General features: G+C 63.3%; 23 protein-coding genes. 9 read left to right on the top strand and 14 right to left on the bottom strand.

Features of this window, described 5'->3' with window-relative positions:
* Positions 1-3 precede the first annotated feature (3 nt).
* The 11 genes from ABIB27_RS04290 to ABIB27_RS04240 form a co-directional block, all read right to left on the bottom strand.
* On the bottom strand, positions 4-876 hold the full coding sequence (locus ABIB27_RS04290) for a type II secretion system F family protein (protein ID WP_354253559.1): 873 nt from the start codon (positions 874-876) through the stop codon (positions 4-6).
* Positions 877-885: 9 nt separating this feature from the next.
* On the bottom strand, positions 886-1,842 hold the full coding sequence (locus ABIB27_RS04285) for a type II secretion system F family protein (RefSeq protein WP_354253558.1): 957 nt from the start codon (positions 1,840-1,842) through the stop codon (positions 886-888).
* Positions 1,842-3,311 (bottom strand): TadA family conjugal transfer-associated ATPase, encoded by a 1,470-nt coding sequence (locus ABIB27_RS04280; RefSeq protein ID WP_502909111.1) that lies wholly within the window; start codon positions 3,309-3,311, stop codon positions 1,842-1,844. Before ABIB27_RS04280 ends, ABIB27_RS04285 begins: the two co-directional genes overlap by 1 nt.
* A complete protein-coding gene (locus tag ABIB27_RS04275; protein WP_354253557.1) occupies positions 3,308-4,510 on the bottom strand; it encodes a CpaE/TadZ family protein in 1,203 nt (400 codons plus the stop codon). Before ABIB27_RS04275 ends, ABIB27_RS04280 begins: the two co-directional genes overlap by 4 nt.
* Positions 4,507-5,295, bottom strand: coding sequence for a Flp pilus assembly protein CpaB (cpaB, locus tag ABIB27_RS04270; RefSeq protein ID WP_354253556.1), 789 nt, complete (start codon positions 5,293-5,295; stop codon positions 4,507-4,509). Before cpaB ends, ABIB27_RS04275 begins: the two co-directional genes overlap by 4 nt.
* Before the next feature lie 19 nt (positions 5,296-5,314).
* Entirely contained in the window at positions 5,315-6,271 is a 957-nt protein-coding gene (locus tag ABIB27_RS04265) for a pilus assembly protein TadG-related protein (RefSeq protein WP_354253555.1), read from the bottom strand.
* Between the two features lie 41 nt (positions 6,272-6,312).
* Positions 6,313-6,756: a TadE/TadG family type IV pilus assembly protein gene (locus tag ABIB27_RS04260; protein ID WP_354253554.1), complete on the bottom strand. Its 444-nt coding sequence runs from the start codon at positions 6,754-6,756 to the stop codon at positions 6,313-6,315.
* A gap of 94 nt (positions 6,757-6,850) precedes the next feature.
* A complete protein-coding gene (locus ABIB27_RS04255) occupies positions 6,851-7,066 on the bottom strand; it encodes a Flp family type IVb pilin (protein WP_354253553.1) in 216 nt (71 codons plus the stop codon).
* Complete coding sequence (locus ABIB27_RS04250; protein ID WP_354253552.1) at positions 7,020-7,334, bottom strand: TadE family protein; 315 nt, start codon at positions 7,332-7,334, stop codon at positions 7,020-7,022. The genes ABIB27_RS04255 and ABIB27_RS04250 overlap by 47 nt, the downstream gene beginning before the upstream one ends.
* A 94-nt stretch (positions 7,335-7,428) precedes the next feature.
* Positions 7,429-7,644: a Flp family type IVb pilin gene (locus ABIB27_RS04245; protein WP_354253551.1), complete on the bottom strand. Its 216-nt coding sequence runs from the start codon at positions 7,642-7,644 to the stop codon at positions 7,429-7,431.
* 277 nt (positions 7,645-7,921) lie between these two features.
* Positions 7,922-8,587: a prepilin peptidase gene (locus tag ABIB27_RS04240; RefSeq protein WP_354253550.1), complete on the bottom strand. Its 666-nt coding sequence runs from the start codon at positions 8,585-8,587 to the stop codon at positions 7,922-7,924.
* Positions 8,588-8,882: 295 nt separating this feature from the next.
* Between ABIB27_RS04240 and rplM the strand changes: the two genes are divergently transcribed.
* The 3 genes from rplM to glmM all read left to right on the top strand — a co-directional run bounded on the left by rplM (position 8,883) and on the right by glmM (position 11,370).
* Positions 8,883-9,326, top strand: a complete 444-nt coding sequence (gene rplM, locus ABIB27_RS04235) for a 50S ribosomal protein L13 (protein WP_015937805.1) — start codon at positions 8,883-8,885, stop codon at positions 9,324-9,326.
* A gap of 38 nt (positions 9,327-9,364) precedes the next feature.
* A complete protein-coding gene (gene rpsI, locus ABIB27_RS04230) occupies positions 9,365-9,871 on the top strand; it encodes a 30S ribosomal protein S9 (protein ID WP_354215521.1) in 507 nt (168 codons plus the stop codon).
* A 137-nt stretch (positions 9,872-10,008) separates the two neighbouring features.
* Entirely contained in the window at positions 10,009-11,370 is a 1,362-nt protein-coding gene (glmM, locus tag ABIB27_RS04225) for a phosphoglucosamine mutase (RefSeq protein WP_354253549.1), read from the top strand.
* 72 nt (positions 11,371-11,442) lie between these two features.
* Here the strand turns inward: glmM and mscL are convergent, their stop codons facing one another.
* From mscL to coaA, 3 genes are all read right to left on the bottom strand, one after another.
* Positions 11,443-11,832, bottom strand: a complete 390-nt coding sequence (mscL, locus tag ABIB27_RS04220) for a large conductance mechanosensitive channel protein MscL (RefSeq protein ID WP_354215519.1) — start codon at positions 11,830-11,832, stop codon at positions 11,443-11,445.
* Between the two features lie 94 nt (positions 11,833-11,926).
* A complete protein-coding gene (locus ABIB27_RS04215) occupies positions 11,927-12,790 on the bottom strand; it encodes a M15 family metallopeptidase (RefSeq protein ID WP_354215518.1) in 864 nt (287 codons plus the stop codon).
* 5 nt (positions 12,791-12,795) lie between these two features.
* Complete coding sequence (coaA, locus tag ABIB27_RS04210; protein ID WP_502909113.1) at positions 12,796-13,770, bottom strand: type I pantothenate kinase; 975 nt, start codon at positions 13,768-13,770, stop codon at positions 12,796-12,798.
* Positions 13,771-13,849: 79 nt separating this feature from the next.
* Here coaA and glmS point away from each other — a divergent pair, with 79 nt between their 5' ends.
* The 6 genes from glmS (at position 13,850) to treZ (ending at position 24,145) form a co-directional block, all read left to right on the top strand.
* Positions 13,850-15,742 (top strand): glutamine--fructose-6-phosphate transaminase (isomerizing), encoded by a 1,893-nt coding sequence (gene glmS, locus ABIB27_RS04205; protein WP_354215516.1) that lies wholly within the window; start codon positions 13,850-13,852, stop codon positions 15,740-15,742.
* Positions 15,743-15,746: 4 nt separating this feature from the next.
* Positions 15,747-16,094 carry a holo-ACP synthase gene (locus ABIB27_RS04200; RefSeq protein WP_056344245.1) on the top strand — a complete coding sequence of 116 codons (348 nt, stop codon included), beginning with the start codon at positions 15,747-15,749 and terminating at the stop codon, positions 16,092-16,094.
* Between the two features lie 37 nt (positions 16,095-16,131).
* Positions 16,132-17,712 carry an NAD(P)H-hydrate epimerase gene (locus ABIB27_RS04195; RefSeq protein ID WP_354215515.1) on the top strand — a complete coding sequence of 527 codons (1,581 nt, stop codon included), beginning with the start codon at positions 16,132-16,134 and terminating at the stop codon, positions 17,710-17,712.
* Positions 17,713-17,790: 78 nt separating this feature from the next.
* Positions 17,791-20,049, top strand: a complete 2,259-nt coding sequence (gene glgX, locus ABIB27_RS04190) for a glycogen debranching protein GlgX (RefSeq protein ID WP_354215514.1) — start codon at positions 17,791-17,793, stop codon at positions 20,047-20,049.
* Positions 20,046-22,358 (top strand): malto-oligosyltrehalose synthase, encoded by a 2,313-nt coding sequence (treY, locus tag ABIB27_RS04185; RefSeq protein ID WP_354215513.1) that lies wholly within the window; start codon positions 20,046-20,048, stop codon positions 22,356-22,358. Before glgX ends, treY begins: the two co-directional genes overlap by 4 nt.
* Entirely contained in the window at positions 22,355-24,145 is a 1,791-nt protein-coding gene (gene treZ, locus ABIB27_RS04180; RefSeq protein WP_354215512.1) for a malto-oligosyltrehalose trehalohydrolase, read from the top strand. Before treY ends, treZ begins: the two co-directional genes overlap by 4 nt.
* The last annotated feature ends 56 nt before the right edge of the window (positions 24,146-24,201 follow it).

Raw genomic sequence — 24,201 nt, 5'->3', positions numbered from 1 at the left:
CTCCTAGGAAAACGCTGCGATGATGTTCATGACTGCAGGACCAAGCAGAATGATGAACAAGGTGGGGAAGATGAAGAAGATCAGCGGGAACAGGATCTTGACCGGGATCTTCATGGCGTGCTCTTCGGCCCGCTGGCGGCGTTTGAGGCGCATTTCCTGAGCCTGCGACTTTAGTACTTTCGCAATGGCAATTCCATATGCGTCCGCCTGGACGATTGAGCGAATGAAGCTTTTCAGGTCCGGAACGTCCACCCGCTCCGACATTGTTAGGTAGGCCTCCTTGCGCGATCGTCCCACCTGAATGTCCTGGAGGGTGCGGGTGAACTCGTCCGCCAGGGGACCGCGGCCGTTCTGCGCCGCACGTGCCATGGCGGCCTCGAATCCCAGACCCGCCTGCACGGAGATCAGCATCTGGTCCAAGGCATTGGGCAGCTCCTGCCGGATGGCATCCCGCCGCTTCTGGGCATTGCTCCGCAGTAGCAGGTCAGGAGCAAAGTAGCCAAACGCGATGGCGCCAAGGAGAATGGCAAACCGGCCCGGAGCCGGTTCGGCCATCAAGTAGAAGAGACCCAAGACTCCGCCGGCTAGACCAAGAAGTGGTTTGATGGCGAGGAGCCTGCTCAAAGGCCAAGCCTTGGGGCGTCCGACGGCGGCGAGTTGCTTGTCGAGCCAAGCCTCGTAACTGCCGGGCGTGATCCGGTGTGCGAAGCTGCCGAATTGTTCGGTGAGGCTCTCCTTTTTGGTTTCCTGGGAGCGGTTCCCCAGATTGGCCTGAATATTTCGCAGGGCAACCCGATCGGTTCCGAAGGAAATCCAGACCAGGAAAGAGATGGGAAGAACTATGGCGAGCATGGCGCCAAGTGCGATGAGTGACATGTCGCCCTCCTAGTACTTCGGCTTAATGAGTTGACTGAGCCAGAACCCGCCTGCCGTCAACATGACTGCGGCGGCGCCGAGCATCATGAAGCCGGGGACGGTGGATGTAAAGGTCTTGGCATATGAGGGGTTAATCAAGATGAGAGCGAAGAAGAGCACGATCGGGAGTGCCATCAGAACTCCGGCTGACATTTTGCCTTCAGCGCTGAGCGCCTTGACCTGGCGCCGGATCTGGTTGCGGTCCCGGATGGTTTCGCCCACATGGTCAAGAACTTCGGCCAGGTCGCCACCGACTTCCCTGTGGATCTCGATTGCCTGCGAAATCCAGCTGAAGTCTTCGCTCGATGTGCGGTCAGCGACGTCCGCCATGGAGTCACCCAAATCGCGCCCGATTCTGGTTTCATTGACGATTCTGCTGAGTTCTTCCGCCATTGGTGCGTCAGTTTCCCGCGCGGATGCGTCGATGGCACGCAGGAGGCTGTGCCCCGCTCGCATGCTTCCCGTGAGCATTTGGATCGTGTCCGGCAACTGTTGATCAAACTTAACGCGACGCCGTGAGGTCAGGAACGAAAGGTAAACAAGCATTCCGCACGGGACTGCAACCAAGAGCACAAGTGCGAAGAAGAGCCCGCCGAGCATGAACCCCAGGACTGTGCCCACGAAAGCGCCGGCACCCATCATCAACAAATAGTCCGCGGGTTGAGTTTTTAGTCCCGCCCGTTCCAGCTTTTCACGGTCAACCAGGAACCCCCTGCTGCCTTTGAGTCGCTTGTTGATGGCCGCTACGGCTGAATCTGTCAGCCGGGTCAATCCACTCGCCGCAGTGACAGCGACGTCAGGGCGACGACGGGTAACCGGTAAGACGCTTTGCGATTTGAAGACGAAGACAAAAAGGAGTACTACTGCCGCGAAGACCATCAACATTCCAGCTGCAAAGAAGCTCACGGGCACCTCGGATGCGTCCATCACCGGCTCCTGGCTGTTTGGGCGCCAAAGACAGCGGGGGAAATCTGGATCCCCAATTCAGTGAACCTGTCCGTAAAGCGCGGCCGGACGCCCGTGGGGATGGGCTTCCCCAAGAAGCGGCCATTGGCGTCGATTCCTGCTGAGTAGTCGAAAACGAAGGCATCCTGAAGAGTAACTATGTCGCCCTCCATGCCTTGGACTTCCGTAATGTGTGTAACCCGACGTGAACCGTCCCTCAGCCGGGAAATATGTACGATCAGGTTGACTGCGGACGCAATCTGCTCGCGAATTGCCCTGAGTGGGAGATCCATCCCGGCCATGAGTACCAGCGTCTCTAGACGGGCAATGGCATCGCGGGGAGAGTTGGCGTGAACTGTCGAGATCGACCCATCGTGGCCAGTGTTCATGGCTTGGAGCATGTCCAGCGATTCACCGCCTCGAACTTCGCCGACAACAATCCGATCAGGCCGCATCCGGAGAGAATTCCGGACCAGGTCACGAATCGAAACCTCGCCCTTGCCCTCAATGTTTGCGGGACGGCTTTCCAGACGGACCACGTGGTCCTGTTGTAGCTGCAGTTCTACAGCGTCTTCGATGGTGACGATGCGGTCAGTAGCCGGAATGAAGGAGGACAAGACGTTCAGCATGGTCGTTTTACCCGTACCGGTGCCGCCTGAGACGATGATGTTCATCTTCGCGAGCACGCAGGCCTGAAGCAGTTCGGCCATCTCGGGAGACAAACTTCCGAAGCTGATGAGTTTCTGGACAGTGAGGGCTTCGCGGCCGAATTTTCGGATGGTCAGGGAAGCGCCGTTGACGGCGAGGGGCGGGATGATGGCGTTCACACGAGACCCATCGGCGAGTCGGGCGTCAACCAACGGTGACGACTCGTCAATGCGCCGACCGATCCGGGTGACGATGCGTTCGATCACACGTCGGAGAGCGTCCTCGCTGGCGAACTTTGTGTCCGTCAGGAATAGCTGGCCCTGGCGCTCGACATATATCTGATCGGCTCGGTTGACCATGATTTCTGTGACCGACGGATCATCGAGAAACCGCTGCAAAGGACCGTGCCCCAAGACATCGTCGATAATCTCCCGGGTCAGACGTTGCCGCTCGCCGGTTGATAGGGGCACTTGCTCCTCGTCCACCACAGCTTTCAGCTCATCTCTAACAAACTGATGGAGCTCTGATTCGTCCATTGACGAGTCGGTGATCCTGGAGCCCAGGCGCTCATAAAGTGCCTCGCTGGCGCGCTCCTTAAGGGCCGAAAGGGCCTCGCTTGCGCTACCGGCCGTAACCTCGACGCTCACAGGTACGGATGCCTGTTCGGCAGCTTGTGCTTGCTGGATTGAGCTGAGCGTTGAGGGTGCCGTTGGCGGGGCGGGAATGCTGCCGGCAAAACTGTTGTCAACCAACGCTTCGTCGTCATTGCCGCGCAACTTGGCAAATCGGTTGGAAAGACTCACGACACTACCGCCCTTCGATGCAGCTTCTTATGGGGACGCGCTTCCCAGTTGGGTTTGAATCGTTCAACGAGCTGTCTGAGACCTTTCGCGACTAGGTCTCGGCCACCGTCGTGCAGGAGAGGAACACCCTTGTTTGTGGAAAATGGGACCGTTCGTGAGCGGGGGAGCACGACGTCCACTGGGGCACCGATGGTTGCCTCGACGTCCTGGACCGTCAAGCCCGTTTTGCGGTCGGCCATGTTCAGTACTACGTGGCGATTGTCGGGAAGCAGATCGAGTTCGGAGAGGATCCGGAATCCCGTGCGCAGACCACGAATGCTGGGAATGTCCATCCCGCAGACCCATACCGCGTCGGTTGCCTGCTCGAGCGTTGCCAGCACATGCTCACCGAGCCCCGGTGCGGTATCCACCACAACGTATTGAAATTCGGAACGCAACTGTCGGAGCAAATGGCTTATGTGCTCACCGGTGATCCGGTCCATCTCAATGGGATTGCGAGGCGCGCAGAGCGCGTAGATGCTTCCGGGATGTAGCGAGAGATACGTTTTTAGGACCATTGCGTCTTGGCTCGCGGCACCCACCACAGCGTCCGTGATCGTGTACTCCGGTTCGAGCATCAGGCCGCTTGCGACGTCGCCAAACTGGAGGTCGAGGTCCACTATGACAACGCTCATCGGGGCAATCTGTCCCAACCCGATGGCAAGGTTGCTGGCAATCGTGGTCTTGCCAACCCCGCCCTTGGGTGACATCACGGCGATGATTCTGCCACCATCGGAGCCAATGCCTTCTACCGCCGTCGGGGCTAGACCGCGGCGACGACCGGCAGCGGAGAGGCTGGCCCTTTCCACCAAGGCGCGCACCGCGTCAGAATCGGCCGCTGGCGAGATGATGTCGCGGACGCCCGAGCGCATGGCATTCAGCGCAGTTTCGCCGTCGTCTTCAGCGGTCAAGACGATACTGATTTCCGGGTACTGAAGGTCCAAGACCGCAGCGAATTTGAGCGCTTCATCCAGAGGCAGCCCAGGCCCCAGAATCAAAACTTCGGGCGGCTCACCGGTTTGCTGCCTTAGCATATCCTCCGGGGAGTCTGGCAGATATGCCGCCTGGTAGAACTGCAGCGAGCCTCGAAGGGGCGCGATGGAGGCCCGGACCGTCCGCTCATAGTCTGCGGAGGGGGATATCAGAATGTAGCGGCTCATCGGAATACCCTTACCTGATTGACAACACCGGTGGTTCCTTCAGTTGCGTCGGACGGCTCCTTGGACAGGTAGATCTTCCCGAACTCTGCGGCGAACACCAGCTTCTCGGCGTCGACAGCGTTTCTCGCAAAAGTGATGAGGTATGCGTCGCTTGTTGTCGGCTTGGACTGACTGTCGGCGTTCAGCGCGCCCGTCGAACTCGCCTGGGTCGCTTCAGCTTGAGTCTGGGCCGCAGCGCCCGAGCTGAACTGGACGGCCGTCACAAGAACCTTATGAAACGCGAGCTGTGTTGCATTCCCGGCGGTGGCGTCTGTGCCTGTGGCTGCCGCGGCCGCCATGGAAATGAAGACGCCTACAGTGTCGCCGGCTTGAAGATGTCCGCCGACCACCCGGTCGATGCCGAGGCGGAGCGTGATCTCTTGGAGGCCAGGAGGTACCTCAATTCTGGCAGGCCCGAGGTAGGCAGTTGCGTCCACCAGGCGACTGCTCAGGAGCTGTTCGCCTGGAACGAGGGCCACCGAGGTGACTTTTGAGCCGAATGAGTTGAGGTCCTCTACTGCTTCGGCGGCCAATGTCGTGCGCGGCACAGCCTTGGTGGTGATGTACGGTGCGAGCTGGCTGGCTGGCGTTCCCGCCGGGATATTCTGCTTGACCACCAGGACGTCCTGCGTTTCTGTATTGGCCAAGGCGCGGCGATCCGCGCTTTGGACGTAGGTGAAGAGAAGGACGGTGCCAATGATTGCTACAACCAGTGCGGCGATGCCTCCCAGTAGGCGTGCTTTCACTTGAATCTCCTTAGTCGAACTATTTAATGAGCTTCACAACTGTTTGTTGGAAAAGTGGCCCGCCGACAGAAGCCCGATCGGACCACGGAATGAACTCAAGGACCTTCCCGCAGATTCCGCGGTTGTTGCTCGGATTGAACAACCCGACACAGATCGGGTCGGCTCTTGGGCTCGATAGCCCGTCCTTGTCCGGGACGAAAGACCAGCCGTGAACTTCAATCTTGCTGAATCCCACAATGTGGAAACGGCCGTGCGCGCCGCCGCCGTCTCCATCATCAAAGACTGGGAAGTACCCGATGGCATATTGGTTCTTGGAGTTGTCGGTGGCGGCACGCCACGCGTTGAGCGTGGGCATGCAGGAGGACGGCAATTTGCTGTTGCCCGGGTTGGACCCCACCCAGGCATTTGAGTCGGCCTTTGCATTGCAAGGAAGCGTCGTGTCCGGGTCCAGCCAGCCGAAACCTCCCGGGATGTGGTGCCCGGACGGACTTCCGACACAGGGACTCATTCCGTGTTCATTTATAAGTACGGTTTTTCCTGCCGGGGCGTAAGATGCCCCGACTTGACACTTGTCAAAGATCAGAGGAAAGGCGCCCGGGGGTGGCGTCACCTGCCATAAGGCGGTGGCGCTGGCACCGACAGTCGCTGCAGCCGACCCTAATGCATTGGAAAATAGCTTCGGTAGCGTGGGGCCGCCGTCAGTGCCGTTTTTGGTTTTCGTCTTTACCGTGACCTGGCCGGGAATCGAGAGGTCAACGGGCCCGCCCAGGTCGCTCTTGCCGTCGAGAGAGTTTTGGTTGGCCAAAGGTGCCGCGAGGGCCACCGCGCAGGAGCCTTTTGCGCAACTGTCTGCAACGGCCAATGCACCCGCATCGGCTGCGTTCTGAAGTTGGGCGCGTTCGGAATAGATTTGCCCGACATCGACGGCGATAGCACCCACGCCGATCAGGACCAGCATCATGAGAACAACAAGCACGCCGGCTACGCCTCTTTCGGGGTGTTGACCATTTTCGGCAGTTAACCTTCGCATTGCATTGCTCCCACTCCGGTGCTGACGAAAGTGTTTGAGAAAGAAATGTTGCTTCCCTGTACGTTGAGGGAGAAACCGGTCGGGGAGCTAAAGGTGTGAGTCACGGTGACTTGAACCGTCTTCCCTGTCCCCGAACACGTGCTGGTCGGCGCCAATGTGAAGTCGGAGGCGATCAGTCCGCTTCCGGGTGCTCCGGCGATGCCCGCGGTGGTGGCCTCGGACCAAACCTTTGTCACGGCGTAGTTTCGTGCTGCTTCACGGGCTGCCTGGGAGAGGGAGATTTGCGTGTTGTAAACGAAAGAAAACTCGACGATACCGGCGACCAGTGCTAGTAAAAGCGGGGCAACTAGAGCAAATTCGACGGCAACTGCGCCGCTCTCTCTTCGATCGGAAGTTGGAAGGATGCCTTTAGAGCGAATGCTGCGTTTCAAGGGGTCCCCCCAGGGTTACTTACAGCTGATAGAGGAAAGCAGGTGTGCCGCATGGGCCAATGCGATGCGGCACACCGGTAAGACTTGCATTTAACTACGGCGCTGGCCTGAAGCCACGGCCAGCGGCTGCCGCGAGGCCGTTGAAGAAGTCATTGAGACTGGTGCCAAAGAGCCCCACGCCCACAACAATCACGAGAGCGATCAGACCAACCAGAAGCGAGTATTCCGTGGCCGTCGCACCCTTTTCGGAGCTGAGGCGATCCTTAACTCCGGCGACAAATGTCATCATTGAGACCATAAGAGAAGTCATGGCTATTCCTTAATTCAGTGAAGTTGGTTGGGATATTTTCAAAGAAGCCGTGGCCTCGGACCAAACCTTTGTTCCGGCGTAGTTTGGCTGCTTCGCGGGCTGCCTGGGAGAGGGAGATTTGCGTGTTGTAAACGAAAGAAAACTCGACGATACCGGCGACCAGTGCTAGTAAAAGCGGGGCAACTAGAGCAAATTCGACGGCAACTGCGCCGCTTTCTCTTCGATCGGAAGTTGGAAGGATGCCTTTAGAGCGAATGCTGCGTTTCAAGGGGTCCCCCCAGGGTTACTTACAGCTGATAGAGGAAAGCAGGTGTGCCGCATGGGCCAATGCGATGCGGCACACTGGTAAGACTTGCATTTAACTACGGCGCTGGCCTGAAGCCACGGCCAGCGGCTGCCGCGAGGCCGTTGAAGAAGTTATTGAGATTGGTGCCGAAGAGCCCCACGCCCACAACAATCACGAGAGCGATCAGACCAACCAGAAGCGAGTATTCCGTGGCCGTCGCACCCTTTTCTGAGCTGAGGCGATCCTTAACTCCGGCGACAAATGCCATCATTGAGACCATGAGAGAAGTCATTGTATTTTCCTTAATTCGGTGAAAGGGATGTGAATTGATTTCAACGAACTCCCAGCTGCCCCCATAAATCCTTAGCGGCTGGACTTCGCTAAGAAGAGATTGTCATTCGGGGGTGCCGGCAACAATGCGTAGGGGTACTCGAATTTTCCTAGCCATTTTAAATGGCGTACTCGAAACACAATCCTGAGTACTCGCATCAGGGATGTATGTACGCAGACCACTACTTGGATGCGGCGACGCGACTGAACGCCAGCAGTTTGATGGGAGCGGCCGCGGTCTAGGTCAAAAGGAGCGCAACGCCCGCCGCGGAAAAAAGCATGGAAGGCCCGTGGGGCACCTCAGAGGGGCGTACTGCGCGGTTCCTGCGGAGGATGAAGAGTGTTACGACTCCGTTCAGGATGAATCCTAGGAGGCCGCCGTACAACAGTTGGCTCCAGCCTAGGTACCCCAAGTAAAGGCCCATGGGTGCCGCGAACTTGACGTCGCCCATTCCCATGCCCTGGGGGGAAATAATCGCCAAAATCAGGTAGATGACGAAGAGAATTGCTGCGCCTGCCACTGCCCGAAGCGAGTCTGACCAGCCTGATCCGGCCACAATCGCCGCCAGAAGGCAAAAGAGTCCCCCTAATAAGAGGGACAAAACCAGAGGATTCGGCAGTAAATGCAGCGCGATGTCGATTCTGGCGAGCTGCATACCGAGAACTGCAAGCAGTAGGAACGCCGGCAGTACTTTGTCGGCCTCAAATCGGAATGCGAAAGCAGCGCAGAGGAAGCCGGTGGTCACCGCCGTCGTCACCCGGACGCGCGGGGTGGGTAGCCCTCCGAGTCGGGGGAGGAGCTTGGCGATGAACAACTCTGCGACAGGTGAAAGAATGAGTCCCAGGAGTCCGATGCCAGCCACGAACAGCGGCACCGTTGAACCGGCGTTGCCCAAAGAAGTCATCGAGTCCCCTGCATGCGTCAGGCCGGCGGGCTGCGAATAGCGTCCGGCTCACCTATTTTGACCCTGGGGCCCCGTTCAAGCTAACATTGGTAGTCGTTGTGCGTGTCCTTTCTCGATGATGCGTGCCCGCTTGAGAATCCGGTTGCAGGATAACTACTCAACGTGCACATTCGAGACCTCAGGATGACTGGTTACATAGAGCCCTCACCTCTGTTCCGGTAGCGCATAGATAGTAGGTGCACACGTTTGCGTGACACCTAAACAAGAACGCCAGAACAAGAACGAGGCAAAAACCGTGCGTACGTACACCCCGAAGCCCGGCGATATCAACCGCCAGTGGCACGTCATTGACGCCACAGACGTTGTCCTTGGTCGTCTCGCGAGCCAGACCGCAATCCTGCTGCGCGGCAAGCACAAGGCCACCTTTGCGTCCCACATGGACATGGGCGACTTCGTCATCATCATCAACGCTGAGAAGGTAGCCCTGACCGGCGCCAAGCTGGAGCAGAAGCGCGCCTACCGGCACTCCGGCTACCCGGGCGGCCTGACCTCCGTCAACTATGCGGAACTCCTGGAGTCCAACCCGGTCCGCGCCGTTGAGAAGGCCATCAAGGGCATGCTCCCCAAGAACTCCCTCGCTGCCCAGCAGCTGGGCAAGCTGAAGGTGTACCGCGGTGCAGAGCACCCCCACGCCGCCCAGCAGCCCAAGACTTTCGAAATTACCCAGGTCGCCCAGTAGTCCTGGCCACCAAACAACTTATCTATACAAGGAGAACCGTGGCTCAGAACGAAGAGACCACCGAAGCCGTTGAGGCTGAGGAAACCCTGACCAGCTACACCTCTGAAAGCGGAGCTGCCGAAGCTGCTGCGCCGAAGAAGGAGCGTCCGGCCCTGACCGTTGCCGGCGCTGCTGTTGGCCGCCGCAAGGAAGCTGTTGCCCGCGTCCGCGTTGTGCCGGGGTCCGGCAAGTGGACCATCAACGGCCGCGCGCTGGACAACTACTTCCCGAACAAGCTCCACCAGCAGGACGTCAACGAGCCCTTCAAGATCCTTGATCTTGACGGCGCCTACGACGTCATCGCCCGTATCCACGGTGGCGGCATCTCCGGCCAGGCCGGTGCACTGCGCCTCGGCATCGCCCGTTCCTTGAACGAGATCGACACCGAGAACAACCGCGCCACCCTGAAGAAGGCCGGTTACCTGCGCCGTGACGCCCGCGTCATCGAGCGTAAGAAAGCCGGTCTCAAGAAGGCCCGCAAGGCTCAGCAGTACTCCAAGCGCTAAATCCGCTTGCATAGAAGCCCGTCCCGCCATTGGCGGGGCGGGCTTCTGCCGTTAACTTCGCTTCTTATGACGAGCGGACAGTCCACCTGACCAGTCATTTCAAGCCCTGAACCCCTCATCCCCTAGACTTGACCCCGATGTCTAGATTATTTGGAACAGATGGAGTCCGGGGCCTGGCTAACGGCCTGTTGACGGCGGAGCTCGCCATGCAGCTTGCCCAGGCAGCCGCCGTCGTGCTCGGGCATGACCGTAATACCAACGGGACCCGGCCCCGCGCCGTGGTGGCGCGTGACCCCCGCGCGAGCGGCGAGTTCATCGCCGCGGCCGTTGAGGCGGGGCTCTCCAGCTCAGGCATTGACGTTTACGACGCCGGAGTCCTCCCGACGCCGGCCGCTGCCTACCTCGTGGCTGATCTCGACGCTGACTTCGGCGTGATGATCTCCGCGTCGCACAACCCTGCTCCGGATAACGGCATCAAGTTCTTCGCCCGTGGCGGCCAGAAGCTGCCTGACGAGGTTGAAGACGCCATCGAGCAACAGATGAGCAAGGAGCCCACCCGGCCCGTCGGAGCTGACGTGGGCCGCATCCAGCGCTTCTCGGACGCCGAGGACCGCTACATCGTCCACCTGCTGGGCACGCTGCCGCACCGCTTGGACGGGCTCAAGGTTGTCCTGGACTGCGCCCACGGTGCCGCCAGCGGATGCTCGCCCCAGGTCTTCAGGGACGCCGGAGCTGACATCGTCGTCATCGGCGCGGAACCGGACGGCCACAACATCAACGACGGCGTGGGCTCCACGCACCTGGGCCAGCTCAAGGCCGCCGTGATCAAGAACAAAGCCGACCTCGGTATTGCCCACGACGGCGACGCCGATCGCTGCCTCGCCGTGGACCACGAAGGCAACGAGGTGGACGGCGACCAGATCATGGCGATTCTGGCCGTGGCACTCAAGGCCTCAGGCAAGTTGATCGACGACGTTCTGGTCGCCACCGTCATGAGCAACCTCGGCCTCAAGATCGCGCTCCGCGAGGCTGGCATCAGCATCCGCGAAACGGCAGTGGGGGACCGCTATGTCCTCGAGGGTATGCGCGACGGCGGCTACAACCTCGGCGGCGAACAGTCCGGACATGTCATCTTCTCCGATTACGCCACCACCGGCGACGGCGTCCTCACCGGACTGCAGCTGGCCGCGCAGATCGCGCTGACCGGCAAGTCGCTGAAGGAACTTGCTGCCGTGATGACCAAGCTCCCGCAGGTCCTCATCAACGTCAAGGGCGTTGACCGCAGCCGCGTGAACAGGTCCGCAACACTCGCGCAGGCAGTCACCGTCGCCGAAGCAGAGTTGGGCGACACCGGACGCGTCCTGCTCCGGCCGTCAGGAACGGAGCCTGTAGTCCGCGTCATGGTGGAGGCCGGGGACGAAGCCACGGCCGAATCCATCGCGGAGCGGCTCGCACAGGTGGTCCGCACAGAGCTCGCGCTCGAACTCGTCACCGACTGACCCAGACTTCTAACAACTGTGGCCCGCCTCCGTCAGGAAGCGGGCCACACGTGGTTAGTGCCCAGGCGAAACTCAGAGTACCCGGTTCTGCAGCGAGTCGCGGATTTCGGTGAGCAGGGCGATCTGCGGATCCTCCGCGGCCACTTCCTTGACGTCCGGGTTGATGCCGAGCCTGCGGTTGCGGCGCTCGATCATGTGGTTCATCGGCATGATGACCACGAAGTAGACGGCGGCGGACACCAGCAAGAAGGAAATGATAGAGGAGATGACGGATCCATACATGAATCCCTCCCACTGCATTTCTGCAATCCCTTTGGCACTGAACAGACGGCCGATCAGCGGTGTGAGGAGGCCCTCGACAATTGAGGTCACGACGGCGCCGAATGCGGCACCCATCACGACGGCGGCGGCAAGGTCTACGACGTTGCCCTTCAAAATGAAGTTCTTGAATCCTGTCAACATAGAACCCAAAACTAGCGCACCAAGGTAAGCCGGACATGACTAAACCTGTAAATTCCTGCCACCGTGTCAGGAACTACATACGCACCGGTTGCGGTCAGGCGTACCCAGGCGCCGCTTCCACCCCGAAGTACTCCTCAAGAGTGACGATGCCGCGGTTCGCCATGTCCGTGGCGGCCTCCACGCCGATGTACCGCAGGTGCCACGGCTCGTAGTAGTAGCCGGTGATCGGGTGGAACATCAACGGATAGCGCACCACAAAGCCGAAGCGGTGGCCGTTCGCTTTCGCCCACACCGCGGCCGGCTGATCGGCGAAGCAGGAATCGAAGCCGCAGGCCCCGCCGCCGTCGCCAATGTCGAGGGCCCACCCGGTCTGGTGCTCCGAGTAGCCGGGCCGGGCACTGGCGGTGTCGGCATCCGCCTGGCCGCGGGCCGCCACATAGCCGTTGTACGTCACCACCTGCGTGCCATACGAGCGGTAGCCGCTCGCCAGCGTCATCACCACGCCATCCTGCGCGGCGGCGGCGAACATCGTTTCTGCGGCAGCCGCCGTCGGGCTGTTCAGCAGGGCCGCCTCGCCGGATACAGCCAAGTTCACGTTGGGCCGGACAAGGTCCGCCGGGGCATAGTCCGCCGGCGAGAGCGGGCGGTGTTTGTTCACCACCACCCAGGGGCTCGCCGGATCCGTCAGCGAGAACTGCCGCGGCAACGCCGCAGCTGCTGACGGCGAAACAGGAACCTGCGCACTCGGCGCAGCTGCCGCCGTCGTACTTTCCACTGCGGGGACGCCGGACGCGGACGTCACCGCGGGAACGGGGGAGGACGACGGCGCCACCGTCTCGGGTGCCACCGGCGTGCACGCTGCCAGAACAGTCAGTCCGGCTCCGGCGGCGAGGAAGCGGGCGAAGGACCGCCGGCTGGCCCCCGCCGTACGACGGCCTGCCACGCAGTCATGGCACACCTGGGTTAAACCTTCCGCAGGAGCATACGGCGGATGGAGTGATCCGCGTCCTTGGTCAGCACCAGCTGGGCGCGGCCACGGGTGGGGAGGACGTTTTCCTCCAGGTTGGGCTCGTTGATGCGCTTCCAGATATCCCGGGCGGTGCTCTCCGCTTCGGTGGGGGACAGCGATGCGTAGCGGTGGAAGTAGGACTCCGGCTGCGCGAACGCCGTGCTCTGAAGCCGCCGGAACCGCTCCACATACCACTCCTCGATATAAGCGGTCTTGGCGTCCACATAGATGGAGAAGTCGAAGAAGTCGCTCACGGCCAGGCCCTGCCGGCCGTCATGCCGCGGGCGGGCCGGGGCCAGCACGTTCAGGCCCTCCACAATCAGTACGTCCGGGCGGCGGACCACCACTTCCTTGTCCGGCAGGATGTCATAGGTGACATGCGAGTACCACGGGGCCCGGACCTCCTCCGCGCCGCCCTTGACCTCGCTGACAAAGCGCAGCAGCGCCCGGCGGTCGTAGGACTCGGGAAAACCTTTCCGGTCCAGCAGCTGGCGCCGCTGGAGCTCGGCCAGGGGATAGAGGAACCCGTCCGTGGTGATCAGCTCAACGTTCGGTGTCCCGGGCCAGCGCCGCAACATCTCCCGGAGCACCCGCGCAATGGTGGACTTGCCCACAGCCACCGATCCGGCCACGCCGATGACAAACGGGGTGCGCTGCGTCTTCTCGCCCAGGAACGTGGTGGTGGCCGAATGCAGCTGGCCGGCGGCCTCCACATACAGGTGCAGGAGCCGGGACAGCGGCAGGTAGACCTCGCGGACCTCCTTCATGTCCAGGGGATCGCCGAGGCCACGCAGTCGCACAATGTCCTCTTCGTTAAGGGGCTGCTCCATCTGGGCGGCGAGCCGGGACCAGGTCTGCCGGTCCAGCTCAACGAACGGGGAGACACCCTCGCCGTTCGCTTCGTTGCGTTGCAAAGTCACGTTAGAGATTCTGCCCCTCCCGCGGCTGAGAGCGAAATGCGGCGGCGAAAGTTTAAATCTCCTCCCGCCTGCCGATAGGCTGGTGCGCATGTGTGGAATCGTTGGATATGTGGGCCATTCTGCTGGCCGTGGCAATGCCGGTCACAGTGCGTTGGATGTGGTCCTTGAGGGATTGCGCCGCCTCGAGTACCGGGGTTATGACTCTGCAGGGGTGGCGGTGGTCTCTGAGGGGTCCATCCAGTCCCGGAAGAAGTCCGGCAAGCTGAGCAATCTCCTGGCCGAGCTGGAGGAGCACCCGCTGCCGGAGACGCTGACCGGGATCGGCCACACGCGCTGGGCCACGCACGGCGGCCCCACGGACCAGAACGCGCACCCGCACCTGGCCGACGGCGGCAAGCTGGCCCTGATTCACAACGGCATCATCGAGAACTTTGCCGAGCTGAAGCTGGACCTGGTGGAGAAGGGCTACACGTTCGAGTCCGAGACGGACACCGAAGTCGCGGCCGTGCTGCTGGGCGATATCTTCCGCACCAAACTCAACGGGGATGTGTCCGACGGCGGCCTGACGAAGGCCATGCAGCTCGCCTGCCAGAGCCTCGAGGGTGCGTTCACCCTCCTCGCCGTCCACGCCGACCAGCCCGACGTGGTGGTGGCTGCCCGCCGCAACTCGCCGCTGGTGGTTGGCCTGGGCGAGGGCGAAAACTTCCTGGGCTCGGACGTGTCCGGGTTCATTGACTACACCCGCCGCGCGGTGGAGCTGGGCCAGGACCAGATTGTCACCATCACCGCCGACTCCGTGGAAATCACTGACTTCTTTGGTGCCCCGGCCGAGGGCAAGGAGTACCACGTTGACTGGGATCCGGAATCGGCGGAAAAGGGCGGCTTCCCGTCCTTCATGGAGAAGGAAATCCATGACCAGCCGGACGCCGTGGCCAAGACCCTGCTGGGCCGTTCCGACCTCGACGGCCGGCTGACCCTGGATGAGCTGCGGATCGATCCGGAGCTGCTCAAGAGTGTCAACAAGATCATTGTGCTGGCCTGCGGCACGTCCGCCTATGCCGGGCAGGTGGCCAAGTACGCCATTGAGCGCTGGTGCCGGATCGCCACCGAGGTGGAGCTCTCCCACGAGTTCCGTTACCGCGACCCGATCGTGGACGCGAACACCCTGATCGTCTCCATCTCCCAGTCCGGCGAGACCATGGACACCCTGATGGCTGTCCGCTACGCCAAGGAACAGGGCGCAAAGACGGTGTCCATCTGCAACACCAACGGCTCCACCATCCCGCGTGAATCTGACGCCGTGCTCTACACCCACGCCGGCCCGGAAATCGCGGTGGCTTCCACGAAGGCGTTCCTGGCGCAGATCACCGCCGCGTACCTGTTGGGCCTGTACCTTGCTCAGCTGCGCGGGAACAAGTTCCAGGGCGAGATCAAGGACATCCTCGCGGACCTGAACAAGATCCCCGCCAAGATCCAGACCATCCTGGACAACGAGGGCCCGATCAAGGACCTCGGCAAGTCCATGGCCGATGCGAAGTCCGTGCTGTTCCTGGGCCGCCACGTCGGCTACCCGGTCGCGATGGAAGGTGCGCTCAAGCTCAAGGAGCTCGCGTACATCCACGCTGAAGGGTTCGCCGCCGGTGAGCTCAAGCACGGCCCCATCGCGCTGATCGAGGAAGGCCAGCCCGTCTTTGTGGTGGTCCCGTCCCCGCGCGGCCGCGACTCGCTGCACGCCAAGGTGGTCTCCAACATCCAGGAAGTCCGGGCCCGCGGCGCCAAGACCATCGTCATCGCCGAGGAAGGCGACGAAGCCGTGAAGGCCTACGCCGAGCACGTCTTCTACATCCCCGCAACCGACACCCTCCTGGCACCGCTGCTCAGCACGGTCCCGCTGCAGATCTTCGCCCTGGCCCTCGCCTCGGCCAAGGGCTACGACGTGGACCAGCCGCGCAACCTCGCCAAGAGCGTCACCGTAGAGTAGTGCCATGATTGTTGGCATTGGCGTAGACGTTGTAGACATTGAGCGGTTCGGCCGCCAACTCGAGCGCACCCCCGGCCTCCGGGACCGGCTGTTCGTCCCTGCGGAACGCGAGTTGAACACCCGGTCCCTGGCCGCACGGTTCGCCGCCAAGGAGGCCGTGGCCAAGGTTCTTGGTGCGCCGGCCGGCATGAACTGGCAGGACTGCTGGATCGGCCTGGACCAGCACGGCCCCACCATCCAGGTCAAGGGCACCGTCCTTGCGGTGGCCGAGTCCAAGGGCGTCAAGCGCTGGCACGTGTCCATGAGCCACGACGGCGGGATCGCCACCGCCACGGTCCTCGCCGAAGGCTGAGAACCGCAACGGCTGAGACGCCAACGGTCCTGACACGATGATCAGCGCCTACACCGGAACCCAGATCAGGGCGGCCGAACAGCCACTCCTGGCGGCCGGCATGGGCGGCGTCCTGATGCAGCGCGCTTCCTACGGGCTCGCCAACGCCATAGTCCACGAGCTGCAGGCCCGCGGCTGGCGGCTCTACGGCGCCAGCGTGGCCGTCCTCGCGGGCAAGGGCAACAACGGGGGAGACGGACTCTTCGCCGCGTCATTCCTGGCCGCCCGGGGCATGCGGACGACGGCGGTGCTCACCGCCGGGGCGGCGCACCCCGAGGCGCTGGCCGCTTTTGAACGCGCCGGCGGGCGCGTGTATCTGCTCACCGAAGCGAATGTCAGCCAGCTGGCGGCTGAAACGGCAAGTGCCGACGTCGTCATTGATGCTGTCCTGGGGACGGGCGCCCAGGGCGGGCTGCGGGGAGCCGGCGGAGCACTGATGGGCGCTCTTCTGGAGGGGCGTTCCGGCGGCCCTGGACTTGTGGTGGCCTGCGACATCCCCAGTGGCGTGGACGCCGATACCGGGGAAGCCCATGCGCCGGTGCTGCCCGCGGACCTGACCGTAACATTCGGCGCCGCCAAGGTGGGCCTGCTCGCAGACCCGGGCGCCGATCACGCGGGCCGCGTTCAGGTGGTGCCCATCGGCATTGAGGACGAGCTGCCGTGGCCCGCCCTGCGCCGGCTGGGGCCGCCTGACCTGTCGCGTCTGCTGCCACGGCCCGGCAGACGGTCGCACAAGTACTCCCGCGGGGTCCTGGGCGTTGTTGCCGGCTCGGCCGGCTATCCCGGCGCCGCAGTGCTCGCGTGCCGCGGTGCGCTTGCCGCCGGCGCGGGTATGGTCCGCTACCTCGGCCCGCCGGAGGTGGCCGGCCTGGTCCGGCAGGCCTGCCCCGAGGTGGTCTGCAGCACCGGCTCCGTGGCGGACACCCACGTCCAGGCGTGGCTGGTGGGTTCGGGCATGGGCCCTGGCGACTCGGATCAGCTCCAGCGCGCCCGGGACGCCGTGGGGTCCGGCCTGCCAGTGATTGCCGACGCCGGTGCGCTGCCGTCCCTGCCCGACGTCCTGGGGCCGCACGTGGTGCTGACCCCGCACGCCGGCGAACTGGCGTCCCTCCTGGGACGGCTCGGCGCTGAGTATGACCGGTCCGCCGTGGAGGCCAACACATTAGGCGCCGTCCGGCACGCCGCCGTGCTGACCGAGGCCACCGTCCTGCTCAAGGGTGCCACCACGCTGGTGGCCTCGCCCTTCCAGGACTTCTACAGCCAGGCCGACGGCACGCCGTGGCTCGCCACCGCCGGGAGCGGCGACGTCCTGGCGGGAATCATCGGTGCGCTGCTCGCCCAGGCGGGGTCCGACGTCGGGCGCTTCCGTGACGCGGGCATCGATCCGGACGAGCGCTGGGCGGCGATTGCAGCCCTCGGGGCAAGCCTCCACGGCCTCGCAGGTACTGCCGCAGCCGCCGGGGGACCGTTAAGCGCAGGGCGGATTGCGGACGCCATACCAGAGGTTTGGGGTAAAGTCAGCGTGCTTAGTAAACACGGGGTCCGGAAACGTAATAGTCACACCCACCCGCTACCGTAGGCATAGGTTCTGTACCGGCCGGGGTGGTGCGGCGATGTTTCGCGGGCCCCTGCTGTCGAATAACAATGAGGAGCACGCATGGAAATCTGGCCCGGATCGGCTTATCCGCTTGGCGCCACTTTTGACGGGACCGGCACTAACTTCGCGCTGTTCAGCGAACGCGCCGAAAAGGTTGAGCTGTGCCTCTTCGATGACGACGGCGTGGAAACGCGGTTCGGGCTCGATGAGGTGGACGGCTACGTGTGGCACTGCTACCTCCCACAGATCCAGCCCGGCCAGAAATACGGCTACCGCGTCCACGGACCCTATGACCCCGCCTCCGGGAACCGGTTCAACCCGAACAAGCTCCTCCTGGACCCGTACGCCAAAGCCGTGCACGGGCAGATCGACTGGGACCCGGCCCTGTTCACCTACAACCTGGGCGAAGAGCCGGACACCATCAACAACGATGACTCCGCGGCGCACATGATGATGGGTGTGGTCATCAACCCGTTCTTCGACTGGGACGGAGACCAGAACCTGCGCGTCCCGTACCACAAGTCCGTCATTTACGAGGCCCACGTCAAGGGCCTCACCCAGCTCCACCCCGAGATCCCGGAGGAGCAGCGCGGCACGTACGCCGGGGTGGCGCACCCGTCGGTCATCGCCCACCTCCAGAAGCTGGGCGTCACCGCCATCGAACTGATGCCGGTGCACCAGTTCGTAAATGACGGCACCCTGCAGGACAAGGGCCTGAACAACTACTGGGGCTACAACACCATCGGCTTCTTCGCCCCGCAGAACACCTACAGCTCCACCGGCGACACGGGCCAGCAGGTCCAGGACTTCAAGGCCATGGTCCGGTCGCTGCACCGGGCCGGCATCGAAGTGATCCTGGACGTGGTCTACAACCACACCGCCGAAGGCAACCATCTGGGCCCCACCCTGTCCTTCAAGGGCATCGACAACCAGTCCTACTATCGCCTCATGGAGGGCGACGAGAAGCACTACATGGACTACACGGGCACCGGTAACTCGCTCAACGTCCGCCAGCCCCATTCCCTGCAGCTGCTGATGGACTCGCTGCGGTACTGGGTCACCGAAATGCACGTGGACGGCTTCCGCTTCGACCTCGCCTCCACCCTTGCCCGTGAGTTCTATGACGTGGACAAGCTCTCCACGTTCTTCGAACTCATCCAGCAGGATCCGGTGGTTTCCCAGGTCAAACTGATTGCCGAGCCCTGGGACGTTGGCCCCGGCGGCTACCAGGTGGGCAACTTCCCGCCGCAGTGGACCGAGTGGAACGGCAAGTACCGCGACACCGTCCGGGACTTCTGGCGCGGCGAACCGGCCACGCTGGGCGAATTCGCTTCCCGCATTACCGGCTCCGCTGACCTGTATGAGCATTCCGGCCGCCGCCCGGTAGCTTCGATCAACTTCGTCACCGCGCACGACGGCTTCACGCTTGCGGACCTGGTCTCCTACAACGAGAAGCACAACGACGCCAACGGCGAGGACAACAACGACGGCGAATCCCACAACCGTTCGTGGAACTGCGGCGCCGAGGGCCCCACCGACGATCCTGCTGTCCTGGGCATGCGCGCCCGCCAGCAGCGGAACTTCATCGCCTCCCTTCTGCTCTCCCAGGGCGTGCCCATGCTGCTCCACGGTGACGAACTGGGACGCACGCAGCAGGGCAACAACAACGGCTACTGCCAGGATTCGGAGCTGACCTGGATCAACTGGGAGAACATCGACCAGCCACTGATTGAATTCACGGCGGCCGTCAACGCGCTCCGTGCCAAGCACCCCACGTTCCGCCGGAGCAGGTTCTTCGACGGCCGCCCCGTCCTGCGGGGCGAAGGCGAACGTCTGCCCGACATCGCATGGCTGGACGTCGGCGGCGACACCATGAAGCCTGAAGACTGGGACAGTGGTTTCGGCCGCTCAGTTGGTGTGTTCCTCAACGGCGACGGCATCCAGGGCAAGGACCTCCGCGGCCGCCGGATCACGGACGTGAACTTCCTTCTCTACTTCAATGCCCATGACGACATGGTTGAGTTCACTCTTCCGAATGACGAGTACGCGCCGGCATGGGACATCATCATCGACACCGCGGGCCACAATGCCGACACGGAACCCGTCAAAGCCGGTGAGGCCTTGCCGGTGGATGCCAAGTCCCTGGTGGTGCTCCGCGCCCACACGGTGGAGGAGACGGAACCGGACCACTCCGTGGCCGCGTCGCTCGCAGCCCTGTCGCAGACCTCTACCGCGGAAACCGCCGCCCTGAGCACGCCAACCGTGCCGGAACCCAAGAAAACGAAGAAGGTCAGCACGCCAGAGGGGGCAGCCAAGTGAAGGTCCCGGCGTCCACCTACCGGCTCCAGATCCGGAGCAGCTTCACGCTGTTTGATGCGGCCGCCACGGTTCCGTACCTGAAATCACTGGGCGTTGACTGGGTGTATCTCTCGCCCATCCTGACGGCCGCGCAAGGTTCTGACCACGGCTATGACGTGACGGATCCGTCGGCGGTTGATCCCGAGCGCGGCGGGCCCGAGGGCCTGCTGGCACTCTCCGAGGCTGCGCGTGCCCACGGCATGGGGGTGCTGGTGGACATCGTTCCCAACCACGTAGGCGTAGCCACGCCCGTGCAGAACCCGTGGTGGTGGTCGCTGCTGCAGGAGGGCCGCGGCTCGCCCTACGCGGCAGCGTTCGACGTCGACTGGGACTTTGGCGGCGGACGGCTCCGGATTCCGGTGCTGGGCAGCGATGACGACGTTGCCCGGCTGGAAATCAGGGACGGTGAACTGCGCTATTACGATCACCGCTTTCCACTGGCAGTCGGCTCCTACACCGAGGGCGATTCGCCGCAGGCTGTGCATGACCGGCAGCACTACGAACTGATCTCCTGGCGCCGGGCGGACAGCGAGCTGAACTATCGGCGGTTCTTCGCCGTCAACAGTCTGGCGGGCATCCGTGTGGAAGACCCCTGGGTTTTCGATCAGGCGCATGCCGAAGTGCACCGCTGGTTTACTGAAGGCCTGGTGGACGGGCTGCGCGTGGACCATCCTGACGGCCTGGCCGATCCGGTGGGCTACTCGCACCGGCTGAAGGAACTCAGCGGCGGGGCGTACGTCCTGGTGGAGAAGATCCTGGAACCGGGGGAGGAGTTGCCGCCGGAATTCGCCTGCGAAGGCACTACCGGATATGACGCCCTGGCCGACCTGGACCGTGTCCTGGTGGATCCGGCGGGGGAGGCTGGTTTGGACGCGCTGGATGCACAGCTGCGGTCCGGGGAATTGGCGGACTATGCGGCCATGATCCTTGGGACCAAGCGGGCCGTGGCGGACGGCATGCTGCGCTCCGAAATCCTGCGGCTGGCTCGTCTGGTGCCTTCCGATGCGGGCCTGTCTGCCGACAGCTCGGCCGATGCGCTGGCGCAGGTCATCGCGGCCTTCCCGGTGTACCGCACCTACCTGCCTACCGGCGAGGACGTGCTCCGCGGCGCCTGCGTGGCAGCGGCGGAGTCGCGCCCGGACCTGGCCGACGCGTTGGACGTCCTCCTGCCCCTGCTGCTGAAACCGGAAACGGAACTGGGCCGCCGGTTCCAGCAGACCTCCGGGATGGTGATGGCCAAGGGTGTCGAGGACACTGCCTTCTATCGCTACACCCGGCTGGGAACGCTCACGGAGGTGGGCGCTGACCCGGCCCACTTCTCGTTAACAACCGACGAGTTCCACCAGCGGATGGCGGAGAGGCAGGCCACCCTGCCGCTGTCCATGACCACCCTGACCACCCACGACACCAAGCGCAGCGAGGACACCCGGGCGCGGATTTCGGTGATCGCCGAGCGGGTGCCGGAGTGGGCAGAGCTGCTGACGGCGCTGCGTGCGGCCGCGCCGTTGCCTGACGGTCCGTTGTCCGCGTTGCTGTGGCAGGCGGTGGTGGGGGCCTGGCCCGCCAGCCGGGAACGGCTGCGCGGCTACGCCGAAAAGGCTGCCCGGGAAGCCGGGAACTCCACCACGTGGACGGACCCGGACACCACCTTCGAAGCCGCGTTGATGAAGGCCGTGGACGCGGTTTTCGACGACGACGCCGTCAACGCCCTGGTCACCGGGTTCGTGGACTCCCTGGCTCCTTACTGCGCGGTCAACTCGCTCTCGCTGAAGCTGCTCCAGCTGACCATGCCGGGGGTCCCGGACGTTTACCAGGGTACGGAATTCTGGGACCGTTCGCTGGCAGACCCCGACAATCGGCGCCCGGTTGATTTCGACCGCCGTGTTGCCGCCCTGGCGGGGCTGGACGGCGGCGCTCGTCCCGCGGACTTCCAAGACGAGGCCGTCAAACTGCTGGTGACATCCCGGGCGCTGCGTCTCCGCCGGGACCGGCCGGACCTGTTCCGGGGTTACGAGCCCTTGGCGGCGTCCGGGGCAGCCGCCGACCACCTGGTGGCCTTCGACCGCGGCGGCGCACTGACGTTCGCCACCCGGCTTCCCTTCGGACTGGAACGTGCCGGCGGATGGCGGGACACCGCCGTCGAACTTTCCAGCGCTCTGCGGGACCAACTCACAGGCCGGACATACGGTCCCGGCCAGGTGCCGGTGGCCGGCATCCTCCAGACCTACCCTGTGGCGTTGCTGGTGCCCGTGAACGGAGAGAACGCATGAGCCTGACGCACCACGGTTCCGGCCGGTTCGACGTCTGGGCGCCGGACGTTGCGGCGGTTTCGCTGCTCGCTAACGGGCAGCAGTACGCTATGAAACAGGTGGCCGGAGCCCCCGGTGCAGACGGCTGGTGGTCCGCGCCGGACGCCCCCGGGGACGCCGACGTAACCTACGGCTACCTGCTCGACGGCGACACCCACCCGCTGCCGGACCCCCGGTCCCGCCGCCTCCCGGACGGCGTCCATGCCCTGTCCTGCACGTATGATCCCGGCTCCCACAACTGGCAGGACGCTGGATGGGCCGGGAAGGAACTGCGCGGCTCGGTCATCTACGAACTCCATGTGGGAACCTTCACGCCGGAGGGCACTCTGGACGCGGCGGCCGGCAAGCTTGGCTACCTGGCGGACCTCGGCGTCGATTTTGTGGAGCTGCTGCCGGTCAACGGGTTCAACGGCACCCACAACTGGGGGTACGACGGCGTCCAGTGGTTTGCGGTCCACGAAGGCTACGGCGGGCCGGCCGCTTACCAGCGGTTTGTGGACGCCGCCCACGCATCCGGCATGGGCGTGATCCAGGACGTTGTCTACAACCACCTGGGCCCCAGTGGCAACTATCTGTCCCGGTTCGGCCCGTACCTCAAGCACGGCGATGCCAATACGTGGGGGGACTCGGTCAACCTCGACGCCCCAGGCTCCGACGTCGTGCGTGAATACATCCTGGCCAACGCCGCCCTGTGGCTGCGCGACTACCACGTGGACGGCCTGCGCCTGGATGCGGTCCATGCGCTGCGGGACGAGCGCGCGGTGCATCTCCTGGAGGAACTTGGGGCGCTGGGCGACGCGATTGCCGCGGAGACCGGTTTGCCCAAGACCCTCATCGCCGAATCGGACCTGAACAACCCGCGGCTGCTCTATCCGCGGGACGCCAACGGCTACGGCCTTGCCGGGCAGTGGAGCGACGACTTCCACCATGCGGTGCACGTCAACGTCAGCGGGGAAACCGCGGGCTATTACGGCGACTTCGTGTCCCTGGCCGTGCTGGCCAAGGTCCTCAGCGACGGGTTTCTGCACGATGGCAGCTACTCCAGCTTCCGCGGACGCCATCACGGCCGTCCCATCAACACCTCCCTGGTTCACCCCGCCGCCCTGGTGGTGTGCAACCAGAACCACGACCAGATCGGCAATCGGGCAACGGGGGACAGGCTGTCGCAGTTCCTTCCGTACGGGCCGTTGGCCGTGGCTGCGGTGCTGACGCTGACCTCGCCGTTCACGCCCATGCTGTTTATGGGCGAGGAATACGGCGCCACCACTCCGTGGCAGTTCTTCACCTCGCACCCCGAGCCTGAGCTTGGCAAGGCGACGGCGGAGGGCCGGATCCGTGAGTTCGAACGCATGGGGTGGGATCCCGCCGTCGTGCCCGATCCGCAGGATCCCGAAACGTTCCGCCGCTCCAAACTCGACTGGACTGAGGCAACCACGGGCGACCATGCGCGGCTCCTGTCGCTCTACCGGTCGCTGACGGCGCTTCGCCGCGCTTACCCGGACCTGGCCGGGCTGGGCTTCGCCGAGACCCACGTTGAGTTCGACGACGACGCCTGCTGGCTGCGTTTCCGCCGGGGGTCCGTGGAGGTGCTGCTGAACTTCAGCTCTTCTTCTGTGCGTTTGGCTGGTGCGCGGGGAACGCTGCTGCTGTCCACCGAAGAAACCTCCGGCGCAGAGGGCGATTCGTTTCTGCTGGCGGCACACAGTGGGGCGGTTCTGACCAGTGGGAGAGAAGTAGCCTCGAGTTGACGTAGACACTGGAGTTACCCGGGCGTACCATGCGCTTACTGGCCAGCCGTGATGTA

The sequence above is a fragment of the Arthrobacter sp. UYEF21 genome, from assembly GCF_040546085.1.
Taxonomy (GTDB): domain Bacteria; phylum Actinomycetota; class Actinomycetes; order Actinomycetales; family Micrococcaceae; genus Arthrobacter.
This window is presented reverse-complemented; position numbering and strand designations above follow the sequence as displayed.

Excerpts from the sequence above, each read along its gene's own strand:
- ABIB27_RS04290 (WP_354253559.1), bottom strand. The coding sequence starts at position 876 with ATGTCACTCATCGCACTTGGCGCCATGCTCGCCATAGTTCTTCCCATC.
- ABIB27_RS04285 (WP_354253558.1), bottom strand. The coding sequence starts at position 1,842 with ATGGACGCATCCGAGGTGCCCGTGAGCTTCTTTGCAGCTGGAATGTTG.
- ABIB27_RS04275 (WP_354253557.1), bottom strand. The coding sequence starts at position 4,510 with ATGAGCCGCTACATTCTGATATCCCCCTCCGCAGACTATGAGCGGACG.
- ABIB27_RS04255 (WP_354253553.1), bottom strand. The coding sequence starts at position 7,066 with ATGACTTCTCTTATGGTCTCAATGATGACATTTGTCGCCGGAGTTAAG.
- ABIB27_RS04245 (WP_354253551.1), bottom strand. The coding sequence starts at position 7,644 with ATGACTTCTCTCATGGTCTCAATGATGGCATTTGTCGCCGGAGTTAAG.
- ABIB27_RS04240 (WP_354253550.1), bottom strand. The coding sequence starts at position 8,587 with ATGACTTCTTTGGGCAACGCCGGTTCAACGGTGCCGCTGTTCGTGGCT.
- glmM (WP_354253549.1), top strand. The coding sequence starts at position 10,009 with ATGTCTAGATTATTTGGAACAGATGGAGTCCGGGGCCTGGCTAACGGC.
- mscL (WP_354215519.1), bottom strand. The coding sequence starts at position 11,832 with ATGTTGACAGGATTCAAGAACTTCATTTTGAAGGGCAACGTCGTAGAC.
- glmS (WP_354215516.1), top strand. The coding sequence starts at position 13,850 with ATGTGTGGAATCGTTGGATATGTGGGCCATTCTGCTGGCCGTGGCAAT.
- ABIB27_RS04200 (WP_056344245.1), top strand. The coding sequence starts at position 15,747 with ATGATTGTTGGCATTGGCGTAGACGTTGTAGACATTGAGCGGTTCGGC.
- ABIB27_RS04195 (WP_354215515.1), top strand. The coding sequence starts at position 16,132 with ATGATCAGCGCCTACACCGGAACCCAGATCAGGGCGGCCGAACAGCCA.
- glgX (WP_354215514.1), top strand. The coding sequence starts at position 17,791 with ATGGAAATCTGGCCCGGATCGGCTTATCCGCTTGGCGCCACTTTTGAC.
- treZ (WP_354215512.1), top strand. The coding sequence starts at position 22,355 with ATGAGCCTGACGCACCACGGTTCCGGCCGGTTCGACGTCTGGGCGCCG.